Below are 16,605 nucleotides of genomic sequence, written 5' to 3'. Positions count from 1 at the left end.
GCCAGGGGTCCGGCCGCCCCGTGGTTCACCGCTCCGGCTCCTCTTCGCCCCCGCCATCGCCCGCATCTCCCTCCGGCCGCACTTCGACCACGACCGGCGGATCGACGACAAGACGGCCGCCGCGCACGTCCACCACCGGCACGCAGGCCCTGGTGAACGGCAGCAACTCCGTCCCGCCGCCCGGCGTGCGGACCTCCAGCACGTCGCCGGCGCCGTGGTCGTACAGCGCCTTCACCGTGCCGAAGGGTGTGCCGTCGGCCAGCACCGCGGCCAGGCCGATGAGGTCGGCGTGGTAGAACTCGTCCTCATCCGCCGGCTCGGGCAGGGCGGCCCGGTCGACGTAGACGTCCACGCCGGCCAGGGACTCCGCCTGCTCGCGGCTGTCGATGCCGCCCACGCGGGCCAGCCACAGCCCCTTGTTGGACCCGGCGAGGGACACGGCGAAGCGCCGCGCCCCCGTCGCGTCCGACAGCGGGCCATAGGCGGCGACGGCGCCCGGGTCGGCGGTGAAGCTCTTCAGCTTCACCAGACCCCGCACGCCGTGCGCCCCGACGAACCGGCCGACGCAGATGCGGTTGGACATGGACGAACCCTGCCGCGGACTGCGGGAATCCGGCTCAGCCCTCGGCGGCAGCGGCGGCCTTCGCGCGCTCCTGCGCCTTGGCCTTGGGCGCCGACTTCTTCGGGGTCTCGCGGATGGCCGGCTTCTCGACCAGGCCGGCGTTGGCGAGGAACAGCACGACGCGGTCGGTCGCCTGGGCGCCCATGGTCAGCCAATGCTTGGCGCGCTCCGCGTTCAGCACCACGCGCTGCGGATTGTCGCGCTCCAGCATGGGGTTGTAGGTGCCGATCTTCTCGATGAAACGGCCGTCGCGCGGGCTGCGGGCGTCGGCGATGACGATCGAGTAGAACGGGCGCTTCTTGGCGCCGCCGCGGGCGAGACGAATCTTCAGAGCCATGGGTGGAACTGCTTTCCTGCTTGGTCGTGAACGTGATGGGTTCAGGACGCCGTGTGGCACACGGCTTCCAGTCGGTTGCCGTCGGGGTCGATGACGAACCCGGCGTAATAGTCGGGGTGGTATACGGGCCGCAGGCCCGGCGCCCCGTTGTCGGTGCCGCCGTGGGCCAGCGCCGCCGCGTGGAACGCGTCGACGGCGTCGCGGCTGGCGGCCCGGAAGGCGATGTGGACGCCGGCGGCCGGCCCCGCCGGGGGCTGCTCGGGCACGGCGATCCACAGGTGCGGGTGGGCGTCGCCGTAACCGGCGGACTGCCCGAAATCCATCATGCGGCGGTAGCCCACGGCCGCCAGCACGGCGTCGTAGAACGCCCTGGCGCGGGTGATGTCGGAGACGGGCAGGGAGATGTGGTCGATCACGGGAAGCCGCCCCCGCCCCGCAGGTTGCGCGGCAGCAGGCCGCCCAGGCCGTGGCGGGCGATGCCCTTCTTGCCCAGCTTCTGCACCTGCTTCATCATGGACCGCATGTCGTCGAACTGCTTCAGCAGCCGGTTGACCTCCTGCACCGTGGTGCCGGAGCCGGCGGCGATGCGCTTGCGCCGCGATGCCTTGATGATCTCCGGCGTCTTGCGCTCCTTCTTCGTCATGGACGAGATGATCGCCTCCTGACGCTTCAGCGCCTTGTCGTCGATCTTCTTGTCCTTGAGCTGGTCCTTGATCTTGCCGACGCCGGGCAGCAGGCCCAGCAGGCCGCTCATGCCGCCCATCTTGCGGATCTGGCGGAGCTGGGCGGCCATGTCGTCCAGGTCGAAGCCCTTGCCCTGCTCCATCTTGCGGGCAAGCTTCTCGGCCTCCTCCTGGTCGATGGACTCCGCGGCCTTCTCCACCAGGCTGACCACGTCGCCCATGCCCAGGATGCGGCCGGCGACTCGGTCGGGGTGGAAGCCCTCCAGGGCGTCGAGCTTCTCGCCCATGCCCAGCAGCTTGATGGGCTTGCCCGTCACCTGGCGCATGGACAGGGCCGCACCGCCGCGGGCGTCGCCGTCGACGCGGGTCAGCACGATGCCGGTGATGCCGACCCGGTCGTTGAAGCCGGTGGCGACCGCCACCGCGTCCTGGCCGGTCATGGCGTCGGCGACCAGCAGCGTCTCCACCGGCTTTGCGGCGTCGCGCACGGCCGCCACCTCGGCCATCAGCTCCTCGTCGATGGCGAGGCGGCCGGCGGTGTCGAGCATGACGACGTCATAGCCCTCCTTGCGCGCCGTCTCCAGCGCGCGCCGGGCGATGGCCACCGGGTCCTGGCCGGGGACGATGGGCAGGGTGGCCACCCCCGTCTGCTCGCCCAGCACCTTGAGCTGCTCCTGCGCGGCCGGACGGCGCACGTCGAGCGACGCCATCAGGACCTTCTTGCGCTCCTTGCTCTTCAGGCGCAGGGCGATCTTGGCCGTGGTGGTGGTCTTGCCGGAGCCCTGCAGGCCGACCATCAGCACCGGCACCGGCGGCACGGCGTTGAGGTTGATCGGCTCCGCCTCGCCCAGCATCTCCACCAGATGGTCGTGGACGATCTTGATGACCTGCTGGCCGGGCGTGACCGAGCGAAGGACCTCCTGCCCGACCGCGTTCTCCTTCACGCGCGCGACGAACTGCTTGACCACCGGCAGGGCGACGTCGGCCTCCAGCAGCGCGATGCGCACCTCGCGCAGCGCGGCGGACACGTCCTCTTCGCTCAGCGCGCCGCGGCGGCGCAGCTTGTCGAAGATGTCGCCCAGACGTCCGGTCAGGCCCTCGAACATGCGGTCCTCGTATCGGTCAGGTCCCCCGCGCCAAACAAAAAACGCGCCAGTGCGCGACACTCGCGGACTGACGGCGCGCCCGGCGGGCACGGTGTCGAACGGATCGACAGGAACTGAGCCGCGGACTTTAGGAGCGGCGGCGGCGTGAGTCAACAGGATCCGACCGGCAACCGGACGTTACCCTCACGGATTGCGTCCGTATGTAAGGAAATGCCGCAGCAGCCGGCTAGTTCTTACGAACCGTTAACCGTTTGTTCGCTGCTTGCGGGCATTCTGACCCTCCGTCAAGGATCGAGGGTCAGGGATGTCGACGTCGCAAGGCTTCGGGTCGAACGCGCCGCGCGCCAAGCTGTCCCAGAGCCAGCTCAACACCGTCCTGCTGCGCCACCAGGCGTTCCGCAAGAGCCAGCCGGGCGGGGTGCGCGCCAATCTGAAGATGCGCGACCTGTCGCATCTGGACCTGTCGGGAATCGACCTGTCGGACGCCGATTTGTCGGGGGCGAAGCTGTTCAGCGCCCGTCTGATGGGCAGCAACCTGCAGAACGCCAACCTCTACGCCGCGGATCTGCGGCTGGCCAACCTGGAGAAGGCGGATCTGCGCCGGGCCGATCTGCGCGGCGCCTGCCTGCGCGGCGCGGTGCTGAGCGAGGCGTCGCTGGTCGAGGTGGACCTGCGCGACGGCACGCTGCTGCACTACGGCGAGAACGGCGAGATGCGCGAGCACAGCTTCGACGACGGCGTCATCACGGCGGAGCTGACGGCGGCGACGGTGCGCGGGGCCGACCTGTCGCGGGCCAAGCTGGCCAACGCCTTCGTCATGCAGACCGACCTGACCGACGCGGTGCTGCGCGGCACCAAGTTCATGCGCGCCAACCTCACCAACGCCAACATGACGGGCTGCGACCTCACCGACGCCGACCTGTCCGAGGCCAACCTGTCGGGCGTGCGCCTGTCGGGGGCGGTGATGACGGGCTGTGCGATCAACCGGGCCAACTTCACCAACGCCGTGCTGATCGGCGCCATCCTCGACGCGGCCCAGCTCCGCTCGCCCAACCTGGTCGGCGCGGTGATGGCGCGCGCCATGGAGAACCCGGAAAAGGAACTGCGCGACATCCTGGCCGCGCACGTCGCGTGGATCGACGGCGGCGGCAAGACGGGCAAGCGGGCCGACCTGTCGGCGCTCGACCTGTCGGGGCGGAACCTGGACGGGATCAACCTGTCGGCGGCGATCCTGCAATGCATCACCCTGCGCGGGGCCTCGCTGGTCGGGGTCACCCTGGCCATCGCCGACCTGTCGCTGGCGGACCTGCGCAAGGTGGACTTCACCGGCGCCGACCTGCGCGGCATCAACCTGGAACGCGCCACCCTGTCCAACGCCAACCTCACCGATGCCCGGCTGGGACCGGTCCACATCCAGACCATGAGCGGCCACGTCTGGCGCGCCAACCTGCAGCGCGCCCGCATGAGCATGGCGGTGCTGCGCAACGCCGACCTGCACAAGGCGAACCTGGCCGGAGCCAACCTGACCGGCACCGACCTGCGCGGCGCCAACCTGTCCGGGGCGGACCTGTCGGGCGCCGATCTCACCGGGTCCGATCTGGAGGGGGCCGACCTCACCGACGCCCGGACGGCCGACGCGATCGGCCTGACGTAGGGCGGACGGGCGCCGACCCCGGCTACAGGGTCACCAACCCCTGTCCCAGCACGGCGGCGCAGGCGTCCACCGCGTCCGCGTCGTAGAGGCGGCCGCGGTGGCGGGTCACCTCCTCCAGCGCCGCCGCGACGCCCAGCGCCGGCCGGTAGGGACGGTGACAGGCCATCGCCTCCACCACGTCGGCCACGGCGATGATGCGCGCCCCCCGCAGGATCGCCTCGCCCGTCAGCCCCTGCGGGTAACCGGAGCCGTCCAGGCGCTCGTGGTGCTGGTGCACCAGGTCGGCCAGCGGCCAGGGGGCGTCCACCGACTTCAGGATCTCATAGCCGGATTGCACGTGCGCCTTGACCAGCCCGTATTCGGCGGGGCTGAGCCGGCCGGGCCGCGTCAGGATCTCCGCCGGCACGGAAATCTTGCCGATGTCGTGGACCGTCGCCGCCATGACGATGCCGGTCGTCTCGTCCTCGCTCACCCCCAGGGCGCGGGCGATGGCGCGGGCCAGTTCCGCAACGCGGCGCTGGTGCCCGGCGGTGTAGGGATCGCGCAGTTCCACCGTGGCGGCGATGGCGGCGACGGTGCCCTCCAGGCTGCGGGTCAGCCGCTCGGCCCCCCGCCGCTGCTCCGCGCGCAGGCGCAGCACCGACAGGCCGAAGGCCAGGTCGCCCGCCATCTCCGTCAGCAGCGTCCGCTCCTCAGGATCGAATCCGTCGGGGCCGGCGGCGGCGATGCGCAGGGTGCCGAACGGCACCTCCCCGGCGACCGGCAGCGCCAGCAGGACCGCCGGCTCCGGCGGCGGGGTTCCGCAGGCGGCGAGCGGCCGTCCGGATGCGGCGTCCTCGACGCCGGCGTAGGGATAGCCGCCCTCCTCGACAAGGACGCGGCACATGGCCGCCAGCAGGGCGGGGGCGTCCGCGGCGTCGATGATCGCCCGGTTGCCGGCCCCGCGCGCCTTCAGGGCGCGATTCACCCGGTGCAGGCGCACCTCGCGGGCGTGGTGCTCGCGCTCCAGCTCCACCCGGCGGGTGACGTCGACCAGGGTGAGGATCAGGCTGCCGACGCGCCCGTCGGCTCCGGTCACCGGCTGGATCAGCCAATCCCGGTAGGCGACGTCCCCTTCGGGATGGCCGGGGGGCCGGAACGGCCTGGCCTCGGCCCGGTGCGGCCGGCCGGTCGCCGCGACGTCGCGCAAGATGCCCTCCATCTCGGGGTCGGGATGAAGGTCGAAGTGATTGCGGCCGGGGTAGGCGTCCGCGGTGCGGCCGTCCGCCTCGGCGAAGAGGCGGTTGACGCGCAGGTAGGTGAGGCGGGTGTCGAGATGGGCGGCCGGCAGCGGCAGTGCGGCGAACAGCGCCGCCGCGCCGGCGGGGTCGGTCGGTTCGGGCGGGCTCACGGCCGCGCCCTCAGCCCATCCGGCGGAGCAGGTAGAAGACGTAGCCGTAGCCGGCACCGAAGCGCCGCCGCAGGTCGATCTCCGCCGCTTCGGCGTCGAGCACGGCGGCCCGCGCGGCGTCGCCGGGGTAGCGCTCCCGCCACTCGGCGATGCGCGCCTCCAGCGGCCGATAGTACTCGTCCCACCACGCGGAGTCGGGCAGGGTGACGGTGTCGAGCACCCGCCAGCCCAGCCGCTCCGCCGCGGCGCGGTTGGCCGCCTCGGTCCGCATGGCCGGGTAGGCATCGGCCCAGAAGGCCCGGGCTTCGGCCGGCGGCGCTTCGGTCAGCCAGGTCAGTTCGCTGAACGCCGCCAGCCCGCCGGGGCGCAGCAGGCGGCGCCAGCGCTCCAGCCCGGCGTCGAACCCGGCGATGTAGATGGATCCTTCGCCCCACAGCAGGTCGAAGCGTTCCGCCGGCAGGGCGTCCAGCTCCAGCATGGAGCGCCGCTCGACCCGCGCGCGCCGGCCCAGCCCGGCCTCGTCGATGCGGCGCTGCGCCTCGCCCAGGAACGGTTCGTGGATGTCGATGCCGGTGACGCGGCCGCCGGTGACCCGCGCCAGCATCATCAGCGACCGGCCGGGACCGCAGCCGATGTCCAGCACCTCCGGATCGTCGGGCAGCCCGTGGGCGCGCAGGCGGCGCACCGCGTCCTGCGTCACCGCATCGGACCCCGGCGCCTGGCGCGGCAGCCCTTCATGCAGGGCGAAGAAGAGGGCGTCGTCCATGGCCGTTCACTCCCCGCCGTTCTCGATGCGCTCCATGTCGTCGTCGGAGAATCCGAAATGGTGGCCGATCTCGTGGATCAGCACGTGCCGGACGACGTGGAACAGGTCTTCGCCGGTCTCGCACCAATAGTCCAGGATGGGACGCCGGTAGAGGAAGATGGCATCGGGCTCCAGGCGCACGTCCGAGACACTTTGCCGCGTCAGATCGACGCCGCTGTAGAGGCCGAGCAGGTCGAAGGGGCTTTCCAGCTCCATGTCCCGCGCGGTGTCCTCGTCGGGAAATTCCTCGACGCGGATAAGGACGTTGCGCACGTGGACGCGCAGCGGTTCGGGAATGGTGGCGAGCGCCTCCTCGGCCATCGCTTCCATCTCGACGGCGGAGGGCGGGTGCAGCGGAGGGCGGTGCATGGGGTCCTGCGTCATGGCAAGAACCCTAGCGGAGCTTGACCCTTCCGCCAAGCGGCGGTAAGCCGGGACCCCCGAAACACCAGAGCGCGAGGAGTGGCCGCGATGGCGGAAAAGCTGGTCGGTGTCAAGCGTCAGACGGCCCTGAAGGAACTGCACGGGTGGGTGGAGGTGCTGGAGCGCGACGCCATCCGCAAGACCTTCCACTTTCCGGATTTCCCCGCCGCATGGGGCTTCATGAGCCAGGTGGCCCTGCTGGCCGGCAAGATGGATCACCATCCCGAGTGGTTCAACGACGTGGGACGCGTCGAGGTCATTCTGTACACCCGCAGCGTCGACGGCGTGACGGCGAAGGACGTGGAGTTCGCCCATCGCCTGGACCAGATGGCGCCGCCGCACGACCGCTGAGGTCCGCCGCCGCGACCGCATCCGGCAAGGGCCGCGCCCTTCGCGCGGCCCTTCGCACGTCCGGGCCCGAGTTGTGGCCGATCCGGCCGTCGCACAGCCCGAACGGACGGGACCGCTGTTCTGCAGCATGGTCGTCCGGCCACCGGAGGATCGAGGAGGAAACGACTCTCCCCCGTCAAAGCAGACGAGGCGCCCCGAAGGGCGCCTCGCAGCGTGAGACATGCGGCGCAGCGGCGTGTCAGCGCCGGGCCACCATGAGCTTCTTGATCTCGGCGATCGCCTTGGCGGGGTTGAGGCCCTTGGGGCACGCCTTGGTGCAGTTCATGATGGTGTGGCAGCGGTACAGGCGGAACGGGTCTTCCAGATTGTCCAGCCGCTCGCCGGTCATCTCGTCGCGGCTGTCGACGATCCAGCGGTACGCCTGCAACAGGATCGACGGACCCAGGTAGCGGTCGCCGTTCCACCAGTAGCTGGGGCAGGAGGTGGAGCAGCAGAAGCACAGGATGCATTCGTAAAGGCCGTCCAGCTTGGCGCGGTCCTCCGGCGACTGCAGGCGCTCGCGGTCGGGCGGGGCCGGGCTCTGGGACTGCAGCCACGGCTTGATCGAGGCGAGCTGGGCGTAGATGTGCTTCAGGTCGGGCACCAGGTCCTTCACCACCGGCATGTGCGGCAGCGGGTAGATGCCGACGTCGCCGGGGATGTCCTCGATGGCCTTCAGGCAGGCCAGCGTGTTGGTGCCGTCGATGTTCATCGCGCACGACCCGCAGATGCCCTCGCGGCACGAGCGGCGGAAGGTCAGCGTCGAGTCCAGGTTGTTCTTGATGTAGATGATCGCGTCCAGGATCATCGGGCCGAACTTGTCCAGGTCGACGATGAACGTGTCGACCCGCGGGTTCTGCCCGTCGTCCGGGTTCCAGCGGTAGATCCTGAAGGTCTTCGCCCGCTTGGCGCCCTGTGCGGCGTTGACGGTCTTGCCGACGCCGACCCGGGAATTGGCGGGAAGGTTGAATTCGACCATTGTCTGTGCGTCCTTGCCTGCGTTCCGGGGCCGTTCTTAGTAGACGCGCGCCTTGGGCGGGAACACGTCGACTTCGTCGGTCAGGGTGTAGAGGTGCACGGGGCGGTAGTCGATCCGCACCTCGCCCTTTTCCCCGACCCAGGCCGCGGTGTGCTTCATCCAGTTGTCGTCGTCGCGGTTCGGGAAGTCCTCGCGGGCGTGGGCGCCGCGGCTTTCCTGACGGTTGTGCGCCGAGTTCATGGTGACGACCGCCTGATAGAGCAGATTGTCCAGCTCGATCGCCTCGATCAGGTCGGAGTTCCACACCAGCGAGCGGTCGGAGACCGCCACGTCGCCCTTCTTGGCGAAGGCCTCGCCGATCAGCTTCACACCCTCCGCCAGCACCTCGCCGGTGCGGAAGACGGCGCAGTTGTTCTGCATGACCTTCTGCATCTCCAGCCGCAGCTCCGACACCTTCATGGAGCCCTTGGCGTTGCGCAGGCGGTCCAGGCGCTCCAGCGCCACGTCGGCGCTGTCGGCCGGCAGGGCCTTGTGGGAGCCGGCGTCCTTCACCAGTTCGGCCGCGCGGATGGCGGCGGCGCGGCCGAACACCACGAGGTCGAGCAGCGAGTTGGAGCCCAGCCGGTTGGCGCCGTGCACCGACACGCACGCCGCCTCGCCGATCGCCATCAGGCCGGGGACCACCTGGTCGGGGTTCCCGGCGGTGGGGCGCACCACCTCGCAGCGGAAGTTGGTGGGGATGCCGCCCATGTTGTAGTGCACGGTGGGCAGGACGGGGATCGGCTCCTTCGTCACGTCGACGCCGGCGAAGATCTTCGCCGTCTCGGCGATGCCGGGCAGGCGCTGGTGGATGATCTCCGGCGGCAGGTGCTCCAGGTGCAGGTGGATGTGGTCCTTGTGCTCACCCACGCCGCGGCCCTCGCGGATCTCGATGGTCATCGAGCGCGACACCACGTCGCGCGACGCCAGATCCTTGGCCGAGGGGGCGTAACGCTCCATGAAGCGCTCGCCGTTGGAGTTGGTGAGATAGCCGCCCTCGCCGCGCACACCCTCGGTGATCAGGCAGCCGGAGCCGTAGATGCCCGTGGGATGGAACTGCACGAACTCCATGTCCTGGAGCGGCAGGCCGGCGCGCAGCACCATGGCGTTGCCGTCGCCCGTACAGGTGTGCGCCGAGGTCGCCGAGAAATAGGCCCGGCCGTAGCCGCCCGTCGCCAGCACCGTCTGGTGGGCGCGGAAGCGGTGGATGGTGCCGTCGTCCATGTTCAGCGCGATGACGCCGCGGCACGCCCCGTCGGCGTCCATGATCAGGTCCAGCGCGAAGAACTCGACGAAGAACTCCGCCTCGTGCTTCAGCGACTGCTGGTAGAGGGTGTGCAGGATGGCGTGGCCGGTGCGGTCGGCCGCCGCGCAGGTGCGGTACGCCTGGGTCTTGCCGTACTGGGCGGTCATGCCGCCGAAGGCGCGCTGGTAGATCTTGCCCTCCGGCGTGCGCGAGAAGGGCACGCCGTAGTGCTCCAGCTCGATGATCGCCGGGATGGCCTCGCGGCACATGTACTCGATGGCGTCCTGGTCGCCCAGCCAGTCCGACCCCTTGACGGTGTCGTACATGTGATAGCGCCAGTCGTCCTCGCCCATGTTGCCCAGCGCCGCGGAGATGCCGCCCTGCGCCGCCACCGTGTGGGAGCGGGTGGGGAAGACCTTGGTGATGCACGCCGTCTTCAGGCCCTTCTCGGCCATGCCGAAGGTGGCGCGCAGCCCCGCGCCGCCGGCGCCGACGACGACGACGTCATAGGTGTGATCGATGATCTGGTATGCGCTCGCCATGACCGGTCAGACTCCGAAGGTCAGCTTGAGGACGGAGACGATGCAGATCGCCGCCAGTGCGTAGAGGACGAACTTGGTCACGATGATCGAGGCGATCTTCGCGAACTCGTTGTGCACATAGTCCTCCAGGACCACCTGCATGCCGGCGGCGGCGTGATGGAAGCCGACGGCGACGAACAGGATCATCATGGCGGCGGAGTAGGGCGACCGCAGCCACTCCACCATCTCTACGTAGTCGGCGCCGAGATGGATGATCACGGCGATGACGAACCACAGGGTCAGCGGGATCAGTGCCAGGGCCGTCAGGCGCTGGTGCCACCAGTGATCGGTCCCGTGCTTGGCGGAGCCCAGGCCGCGGGCCAGCGCCAGGGGGGTGCGCAGGGTGTTTCGGTTGTGCGTGCTCATGTCGGCTCCCCCTTACCAGGCGATCAGGCCGATGATCCAGGCCAGCAGCGTCAGCACGATCGAGGCGATCGCCACGATGTAGGCGCCCCGCTCGGCATTCTGCAATTCGAACGCGTACCCGGCGTCCCACACCAGGTGACGGATGCCGTTGGCAAGGTGGAAGAACAGCGCCCAGGTCCAGCCGAACATCAGCAGCATCCCGAACCACGAGCCGATGAAGCCCTGCGCGGTGGCAAAAGCGTCGGGACCGGCGGCGGCGGCCACCAGCCACCAGGTGATGAGCAGGGTTCCGATGGTCAGCCCCACGCCCGTGATGCGGTGCGTGATCGACAGCGCCATCGTCCATTGGAATCGGTAGACCTGAAGATGCGGTGAGAGCGGCCGACTGCTGCCGTTTGCCATTTTTGTGCGTCCTCTGTTTCGGCTGCCGGGCGCGGCGCGGGTGCGGTTGCCGCAGCGGCGGATCAACAACAAGCTCGCATGTGCGAAAAGATTTTTCGGCGAATTCGTTTACGCCTCTCGCACCCATGAGTCAACGCACCCGCACGGAAGTGCAGGGGCAAAATACTACTTTCGTGGGGGCGAAATTGGTAGCACCACGCCGCGCGACGGGACGCCGCGGGCGGCATTACCCGCGGCGGGGCGGCGGCGGCCGCGTCAGCGCTTGCGGGCGGGCGCGCCGGCCGGCGGCAGGTCTTCCTCCAGGATGACGACGTGCAGGGCGTAGGAGACCTCCCCCTCGTCCACATCGCGGTGCAGGGTGCCGAGCAGCTCGCCGCCGCAGGTCACCTCGGCCGACTGGCCGGCTTTGGCCTGCGGTTCGACCGTGATGGTGTCGTTGCCGAAGGTCCGGCGCAGATAGGTCTGGACGCGGGCGATCTCGGTTTCGGTCATCTTGGCGGGCGGCATGGCGGTCTCGGTCCCTTTCTTATGCGCTCACAACAGATCATATGGGCATCACGCCCCGGTCCGCAGCCCCCGAAGGGGCCGCGGGGTGGCTTCAGCGGTCGAAGCGTTTCACGTTGTCGACCATCATCGTGTACATCTGCGAGATGAGGTCGGCGGGGCGCAGCCGGCCGAAGGGAATGTTCTCCTTGGCCCACTCCACCAGACCCTCGGGCGGCCGCGAGGGGACAACCTCGTACCCCGTCTTCTTCAGCGCCGCAAGCACGGCGCGCGCCTGCTTGGTGTAATCCTCGTTGAAGAAGGACTTGTCGGCGTCCTTGATGGCCTTGGCGATGAGGTCTTCCAGGTGCGTCGGCATCGATCGGATTCACTCCACTCCGGCGCGGTCCAGCTCGCGCCGAAGCCGCCCGGAGATCCACAGGACGAACATGTGCAGGTCGCCGGCCAGCGACCACAGCGGGTGGCGGAAGGTGGCGGGCCGGTTGCCCTCCACGGTGGCGTGGGCGATCCAGGCGAAGCCGTAGCCGCAGACCACCGCAGCCGGCAGCAGCCACGGTTCGCCGGTCACCGCCGCCGCGGCCAGCAGCGCCAGCGCCAGCCCGGTGCCGGCCACGTGCAGGGCGCGGGTCGCCGGGCGGCTGTGCTCGCGCAGGTAAAAGGGCCAGAACTCCGCGTAGGTGCGCGGGTCCGGCGGGGGTCCGGGCCGATCCCGTCCGGCCATCGCCTCCTCCGTCGGCGTCGCTTCGGTGCGGCGATTGTTGCATTTCCGGAGGCAAGCGAATAGGTCAAACGATTCCGTGAACCCGGCAGAAGGATGCTTCGCGATGGGCTACAAGGTTGCGGTCGTCGGCGCCACCGGCAATGTCGGGCGAGAGATGCTGTCCACCCTGGCGGCGCGGTCGTTCCCGGCCGACGAGGTGGTGGCGCTCGCCTCGGCCGGCTCGGCCGGGCGCGAGGTGTCGTACGGCGACGACACGACGCTGACGGTGCGGGATCTCGCCCGCTTCGACTTCCGCGGCATCGACATCGTGCTGTCGTCGCCGGGCGCCGAGGTGTCGGCCGGCTTTGCCCCCGGGGCCGCCGCGGCCGGCGCGGTGGTGATCGACAACACCTCCCACTGGCGCATGGACCCCGACGTGCCCCTGGTGGTGCCGGAGGTCAACCCGCAGGCGCTGGCCGGCTTCCGCAGGAAGCGCATCGTCGCCAACCCCAACTGCTCCACCATACAGATGGTGATGGCGCTGAAGCCGCTGCACGACCTGGCGACCGTGCGGCGCGTCGTTGTTGCCACCTACCAGTCCGTGTCGGGGGCGGGGAAGGAGGCGATGGACGAGCTGTTCAACCAGACCCGCGCCATCTACGTGAACGACCCGGTCACCCCGACGGTCTTCCCCAAGCAGATCGCCTTCAACGCCATCCCGCAGATCGATCGTTTCATGGAGGACGGCTCCACCCGCGAGGAGTGGAAGATGATGGTGGAGACCAAGAAGATCCTCGACCCGTCGATCAAGGTGACGGCAACCTGCGTGCGCGTGCCCGTTTTCATCGGCCACGCCGCCGCGGTGACGGCGGAGTTCGCTGATCCCATCGACGCCGAGGAGGCCCGCACCGCCCTGCGCAACGCCCCCGGCATCGTGGTCATGGACCGGCACGAACCCGGCGGCTACATGACCCAGGTGGAGGCCACCGGCGACGACGCCGTCTACGTCAGCCGCATCCGCGAGGACGCCACGGTGGACAACGGCCTGTCCTTCTGGTGCGTCGCCGACAACCTGCGCAAGGGCGCCGCGCTGAACGCCGTGCAGATCGCCGAACTGCTGGTGCACGAGCACCTGTAAGGCGCAACCGCCGTCCGGCGGCCCCGCCCGTCAGCGCCGCCGCGCCCGTTGCGCGGCGAGGCGGCGGCGGACCTCGGCGGCGACCCGCGTGGTGTCGTCGAAGGGCTCGTAGGTCCAGTGGTCCAGCGTGCCGGCGAAGGGGCGGGTGATGCCGTCGCGGTACAGGGCGTCGAGGAAGGCGCGGAACTTGGGCGAGCCGCCCTCCAGTTCGATCACGTAGACCGGCTTGCCGGTGAAGCAGGCCTCCGACACCATGGACACGCTGTCGCAGGTGACGACCACCGCGTCGGCCAGAGCCAGATAGGCGAAGTAGGGGTTCTCGCCGGTGCCGTCCCACACCTCCGCCGGCAGGCCGGTAAGGCGGGCGCGCAGGATCGCCTCGTTGTCCGCCCCGGTGCGCCGCGACGGCGTCACCATCAGGCCGGCGCCGTGCTCCTGCGCCAGCCGGGCCAGGTTGTCGGCGACGTCTCCCATGACGGTGGGGGACAGGTGGTAGACGCCGTTGCTGCCGCCCACCAGCACCGCCACGCGCGGCCGCGGCAGGTGGTCCAGGCGCGCGGCGTGGCGGGCGGCGGCCTCGTCCAGCACGGCGCGGGTCACCCGGTGAAGGGCGCCGCGGGTGGTGATGACGTTGGGGCCGCGCAGCCGGTCGTGCTCGGGCACCACCACCAGGCCGAAATGGCGGGGGGAGATCTGCGGGTCCTGGATGCGCACCGTGAAGGTGCGGCCGCCCGAATGGCGGCGCGCCGCCAGGGCGGCGGGGTTGCTCTGGCGGCCGATGGCGATCAGCACGTCGGGCCAGGGCGGGCCCACGGGGTCGCCCTCGGCGGAGAAAGCGAAGCGGTTGCCGATGCGCAGGAAGGGGGTGAGCTGCTTCCACGGGCTGCGCAGGCGGATGCGCTTGACCACCGGCGTGATCCCCAGCGCCTCGGCCAGGCCGACGCCCTGGTTCTCCATGCCGGCCGCCCCCTCGGTGACGACCCAGCAGGTCAGGCCGTCGTCCGCACCGGGGTGCGGCGCGTCGTCGCGCCCTTCTGTTTGCTGGCCGGAAAAACCATCGGCGGTTTCCGGTTGCGCCGGGTTCCGGCTTGGCGTAGAGGCTGCCACCGTGTAATATCCTTTCCCAGACCATCCCCCGGAGCGAACTGAGCACATCATGCGGCGGGTCAAACTCGACCGAATTGACCGGCGTATTCTGCGGGATCTGCAGAATGACGGCCGGATGACGAACGTGGAGCTTGCGCGGCGCGCCGGCATCTCCGCCCCCCCCTGCCTGCGGCGGGTGCGAGCGCTGGAGGAGTCCGGGTTCATACGCGGCTATCACGCCGACATCAATCCCGATGCGCTGGGATTCGGCGTGACGGTGTTCGCGCAGGTCGGCCTGTCCAGCCAGGCGGAAGCCGACCTGAGGAAGTTCGAGGAGCTGATCAACAGCTGGCCCATGGTGCGCGAGTGCAACATGCTGGCCGGGGAGTTCGACTTCCTGCTGAAGATCGTGGCCGAGGACTGGGACGACTACCAGCGCTTCCTGACCACGAAGCTGACCAGCGCCCCCAACGTGGCGCACGTCAAGTCGGCCCTGTCGATCCGCAGCTCCAAGCACCTGCCGGGCGTTCCCATCGACGTGGATTCCCCCGACATCCCGGAATCCCTGGAGGACGACGAGGAGGACGACGAGACCGCACCGGTGCGCGCCGGGCGGTGATCGGCCCGGTCACCGCCGCGACAGGGCCATCCCGGTGGCCGTCGCGGCGAGGATCAGGGCGATGCCGGCGGTCTGCACCGGCTCGAACCATTCGCCGAGCAGCAGGGCGCCCAGCGCCGTCGCCACCAGCGGGCTGAACAGCGACAGGAAGACCACGTCGGCGCCCAGGGCGGCGATCCCGCGCACCCACAGCCAGTAGGTGAGTGCGGTGCCGACGATGGTCAGCACGGCAAGCCCGAAGAGGTTGAGCGCGCTCGGCACCGGCGGCGGCCCTTCGACGGCCAGCGCCACCGGCAGCAGGACCAGACCGCCCAGGGTGAGCTGCCAGGCGGCGAGGGCCAGCGGCGGCCCGGCGCGGCCCCACCGTTCCAGCAGCACGGTGCCCAGCGCCATCGATCCGGCCGCCGCCAGGGCCGCCAGGACGCCCACCCTATCGGGGGCCGCGGACGGGTCGAGCACCAGCAGCGCCACACCGGCCAGCCCCGCCAATGCCGCCGCGATCTGCCCCGGATGGGGGCTTCGGCGCAGCATCACCCACGCCAGCAGCCCGACGATGAGGGGCTGGATCGCCATGATCGTGGCCGCCATGCCGCCCGGCAGACGGGCGGCGCTGACGAACAGCAGGCCGAAGAACAGGCCGATGTTGGCCACCCCCAGCACCGCCAGCGGCACGATGCGGTCGCGGGGCGGCAAGCCGGGGCCCAGCGCCATCAGCAGGACGCCCGCCGGCAGCGCGCGCAGCGCACCGACCAGCAGGGGATGGCCGGTGGGCAGCGTCATGGTGAACACGACGTAGGTCGTGCCCCACAGGACGGGGGCGAGCAGCGTCGCGAGAATGACCGGAAGCCGGGAGCCGGGCACGCCGGGGTCTCCGTTGCAGGAGGGGGCAGGGGGACGGTGTCAGCCCCGGAACGGGCCGGGGTAGGCGATCGCCTCCAGCGGCCGGCGCGGCGAGGGCTGTTCGCGCGCCCGCAGGTCGTCGGGCAGGGTGGCGGGGTCGGCGCGCCGGCCGATGGCCGCGGCCATCTCGATGCGGAACCGCTCGGGCACGGCGAGGCGGGCGCGGGCGCGGTCGAAATCGATGCCGGCCATGCCGTGGGCGTGATAGCCCAGCCGAATGGCCTGAAGGGCCAGTTGCGCCCAGGCGGCGCCGGTGTCGAAGCTGTGGGTGTAGGCGGGCGTGTCGGAGTCGTCGCGCACCAGCCGGGTGTCCGACAGCACGAACACCAGGGCCGACGCGTCGCGCGCCCACCGGGCGTTGCCGGGCAGCAGCAGGTCCAGGAAATCGGCCCAATGGGCGTCGCCGCGCCGGGCGTAGAGGAAGCGCCAGGGCTGGTAGTTGAACGCCGACGGCGCCCAGCGGGCGGCCTCCAGCATGGTCAGCAGGTCGCTTTCCGGCATGTCGGCCGCGTCGAAGGCGCGGGGCGACCAGCGGGCCGGGAACAGCGGGTCGACGGGGTGGGCGGGAACGCGTTCGCTCATGGTCGGTCTCCAATGCCGGGTGGGGCGAGAGGTAACCCCTTGCCCGCTACAGG

The 16,605-nt window shown here is 70.3% G+C and carries 21 protein-coding genes; 4 read left to right on the top strand and 17 right to left on the bottom strand.

Features of this window, described 5'->3' with window-relative positions:
• Positions 1-25: 25 nt before the first annotated feature.
• Genes rimM through ffh form a run of 4 tightly spaced genes read right to left on the bottom strand, consistent with a single transcriptional unit; the run spans position 26 to position 2,748 of the window.
• On the bottom strand, positions 26-583 hold the full coding sequence (rimM, locus tag G472_RS35585; RefSeq protein WP_035693712.1) for a ribosome maturation factor RimM: 558 nt from the start codon (positions 581-583) through the stop codon (positions 26-28).
• A 34-nt stretch (positions 584-617) separates the two neighbouring features.
• Positions 618-959 (bottom strand): 30S ribosomal protein S16, encoded by a 342-nt coding sequence (gene rpsP / locus G472_RS0125265; protein ID WP_029010604.1) that lies wholly within the window; start codon positions 957-959, stop codon positions 618-620.
• 41 nt (positions 960-1,000) lie between these two features.
• On the bottom strand, positions 1,001-1,375 hold the full coding sequence (locus G472_RS0125260) for a VOC family protein (RefSeq protein WP_029010603.1): 375 nt from the start codon (positions 1,373-1,375) through the stop codon (positions 1,001-1,003).
• Entirely contained in the window at positions 1,372-2,748 is a 1,377-nt protein-coding gene (gene ffh / locus G472_RS0125255; protein ID WP_029010602.1) for a signal recognition particle protein, read from the bottom strand. Before ffh ends, G472_RS0125260 begins: the two co-directional genes overlap by 4 nt.
• 304 nt (positions 2,749-3,052) lie before the next feature.
• Between ffh and G472_RS0125250 the strand changes: the two genes are divergently transcribed.
• Positions 3,053-4,402 carry a pentapeptide repeat-containing protein gene (locus G472_RS0125250; RefSeq protein WP_029010601.1) on the top strand — a complete coding sequence of 450 codons (1,350 nt, stop codon included), beginning with the start codon at positions 3,053-3,055 and terminating at the stop codon, positions 4,400-4,402.
• Positions 4,403-4,424: 22 nt separating this feature from the next.
• Here the strand turns inward: G472_RS0125250 and G472_RS35580 are convergent, their stop codons facing one another.
• From G472_RS35580 to G472_RS0125235, 3 genes are read right to left on the bottom strand one after another with little or no spacing between them, the layout of a single operon-like run.
• On the bottom strand, positions 4,425-5,792 hold the full coding sequence (locus G472_RS35580) for an HD domain-containing phosphohydrolase (protein ID WP_051341273.1): 1,368 nt from the start codon (positions 5,790-5,792) through the stop codon (positions 4,425-4,427).
• Positions 5,793-5,802: 10 nt separating this feature from the next.
• Positions 5,803-6,558: an SAM-dependent methyltransferase gene (locus G472_RS0125240; RefSeq protein WP_029010600.1), complete on the bottom strand. Its 756-nt coding sequence runs from the start codon at positions 6,556-6,558 to the stop codon at positions 5,803-5,805.
• A gap of 6 nt (positions 6,559-6,564) precedes the next feature.
• Complete coding sequence (locus tag G472_RS0125235) at positions 6,565-6,918, bottom strand: metallopeptidase family protein (protein ID WP_084536927.1); 354 nt, start codon at positions 6,916-6,918, stop codon at positions 6,565-6,567.
• A gap of 150 nt (positions 6,919-7,068) precedes the next feature.
• On the opposite strand from G472_RS0125235, the gene G472_RS0125230 reads away from it, so the two are divergent.
• Positions 7,069-7,371, top strand: a complete 303-nt coding sequence (locus G472_RS0125230; RefSeq protein WP_029010598.1) for a 4a-hydroxytetrahydrobiopterin dehydratase — start codon at positions 7,069-7,071, stop codon at positions 7,369-7,371.
• Between the two features lie 238 nt (positions 7,372-7,609).
• Here the strand turns inward: G472_RS0125230 and G472_RS0125225 are convergent, their stop codons facing one another.
• From G472_RS0125225 to G472_RS0125195, 7 genes are all read right to left on the bottom strand, one after another.
• A complete protein-coding gene (locus G472_RS0125225) occupies positions 7,610-8,389 on the bottom strand; it encodes a succinate dehydrogenase iron-sulfur subunit (protein WP_029010597.1) in 780 nt (259 codons plus the stop codon).
• A gap of 36 nt (positions 8,390-8,425) precedes the next feature.
• Complete coding sequence (gene sdhA / locus G472_RS0125220) at positions 8,426-10,216, bottom strand: succinate dehydrogenase flavoprotein subunit (protein ID WP_029010596.1); 1,791 nt, start codon at positions 10,214-10,216, stop codon at positions 8,426-8,428.
• 6 nt (positions 10,217-10,222) lie between these two features.
• Positions 10,223-10,621, bottom strand: coding sequence for a succinate dehydrogenase, hydrophobic membrane anchor protein (sdhD, locus tag G472_RS0125215; protein ID WP_029010595.1), 399 nt, complete (start codon positions 10,619-10,621; stop codon positions 10,223-10,225).
• Positions 10,622-10,633: 12 nt separating this feature from the next.
• Positions 10,634-11,023, bottom strand: coding sequence for a succinate dehydrogenase, cytochrome b556 subunit (gene sdhC, locus G472_RS0125210; RefSeq protein WP_029010594.1), 390 nt, complete (start codon positions 11,021-11,023; stop codon positions 10,634-10,636).
• A 255-nt stretch (positions 11,024-11,278) separates the two neighbouring features.
• A complete protein-coding gene (locus tag G472_RS0125205; protein WP_035693711.1) occupies positions 11,279-11,530 on the bottom strand; it encodes a DUF3126 family protein in 252 nt (83 codons plus the stop codon).
• Between the two features lie 91 nt (positions 11,531-11,621).
• Positions 11,622-11,885 (bottom strand): hypothetical protein, encoded by a 264-nt coding sequence (locus G472_RS0125200; RefSeq protein WP_029010592.1) that lies wholly within the window; start codon positions 11,883-11,885, stop codon positions 11,622-11,624.
• A 9-nt stretch (positions 11,886-11,894) separates the two neighbouring features.
• Positions 11,895-12,248: an Mpo1-like protein gene (locus G472_RS0125195; protein ID WP_029010591.1), complete on the bottom strand. Its 354-nt coding sequence runs from the start codon at positions 12,246-12,248 to the stop codon at positions 11,895-11,897.
• A gap of 103 nt (positions 12,249-12,351) precedes the next feature.
• Here G472_RS0125195 and G472_RS0125190 point away from each other — a divergent pair, with 103 nt between their 5' ends.
• On the top strand, positions 12,352-13,365 hold the full coding sequence (locus tag G472_RS0125190; protein ID WP_029010590.1) for an aspartate-semialdehyde dehydrogenase: 1,014 nt from the start codon (positions 12,352-12,354) through the stop codon (positions 13,363-13,365).
• 30 nt (positions 13,366-13,395) lie between these two features.
• On the opposite strand, the gene G472_RS35575 is transcribed toward G472_RS0125190, so the two are convergent.
• Positions 13,396-14,472 carry a mitochondrial fission ELM1 family protein gene (locus G472_RS35575; RefSeq protein WP_342667964.1) on the bottom strand — a complete coding sequence of 359 codons (1,077 nt, stop codon included), beginning with the start codon at positions 14,470-14,472 and terminating at the stop codon, positions 13,396-13,398.
• Between the two features lie 49 nt (positions 14,473-14,521).
• On the opposite strand from G472_RS35575, the gene G472_RS0125180 reads away from it, so the two are divergent.
• Entirely contained in the window at positions 14,522-15,070 is a 549-nt protein-coding gene (locus G472_RS0125180) for an Lrp/AsnC family transcriptional regulator (RefSeq protein ID WP_029010589.1), read from the top strand.
• A 9-nt stretch (positions 15,071-15,079) separates the two neighbouring features.
• Here the strand turns inward: G472_RS0125180 and G472_RS0125175 are convergent, their stop codons facing one another.
• Both G472_RS0125175 and G472_RS0125170 read right to left on the bottom strand, forming a co-directional pair.
• Positions 15,080-15,931: an EamA family transporter gene (locus G472_RS0125175; RefSeq protein ID WP_029010588.1), complete on the bottom strand. Its 852-nt coding sequence runs from the start codon at positions 15,929-15,931 to the stop codon at positions 15,080-15,082.
• Between the two features lie 39 nt (positions 15,932-15,970).
• Positions 15,971-16,552 carry a nitroreductase family protein gene (locus G472_RS0125170; protein ID WP_029010587.1) on the bottom strand — a complete coding sequence of 194 codons (582 nt, stop codon included), beginning with the start codon at positions 16,550-16,552 and terminating at the stop codon, positions 15,971-15,973.
• Positions 16,553-16,605 lie beyond the last annotated feature (53 nt).

This window comes from Azospirillum halopraeferens DSM 3675 (assembly GCF_000429625.1).
GTDB classification, from domain to species: Bacteria; Pseudomonadota; Alphaproteobacteria; order Azospirillales; family Azospirillaceae; genus Azospirillum; species Azospirillum halopraeferens.
Note: the sequence above shows the minus strand (reverse complement) of the source record. Positions and strands in the feature narration are given on the sequence as shown.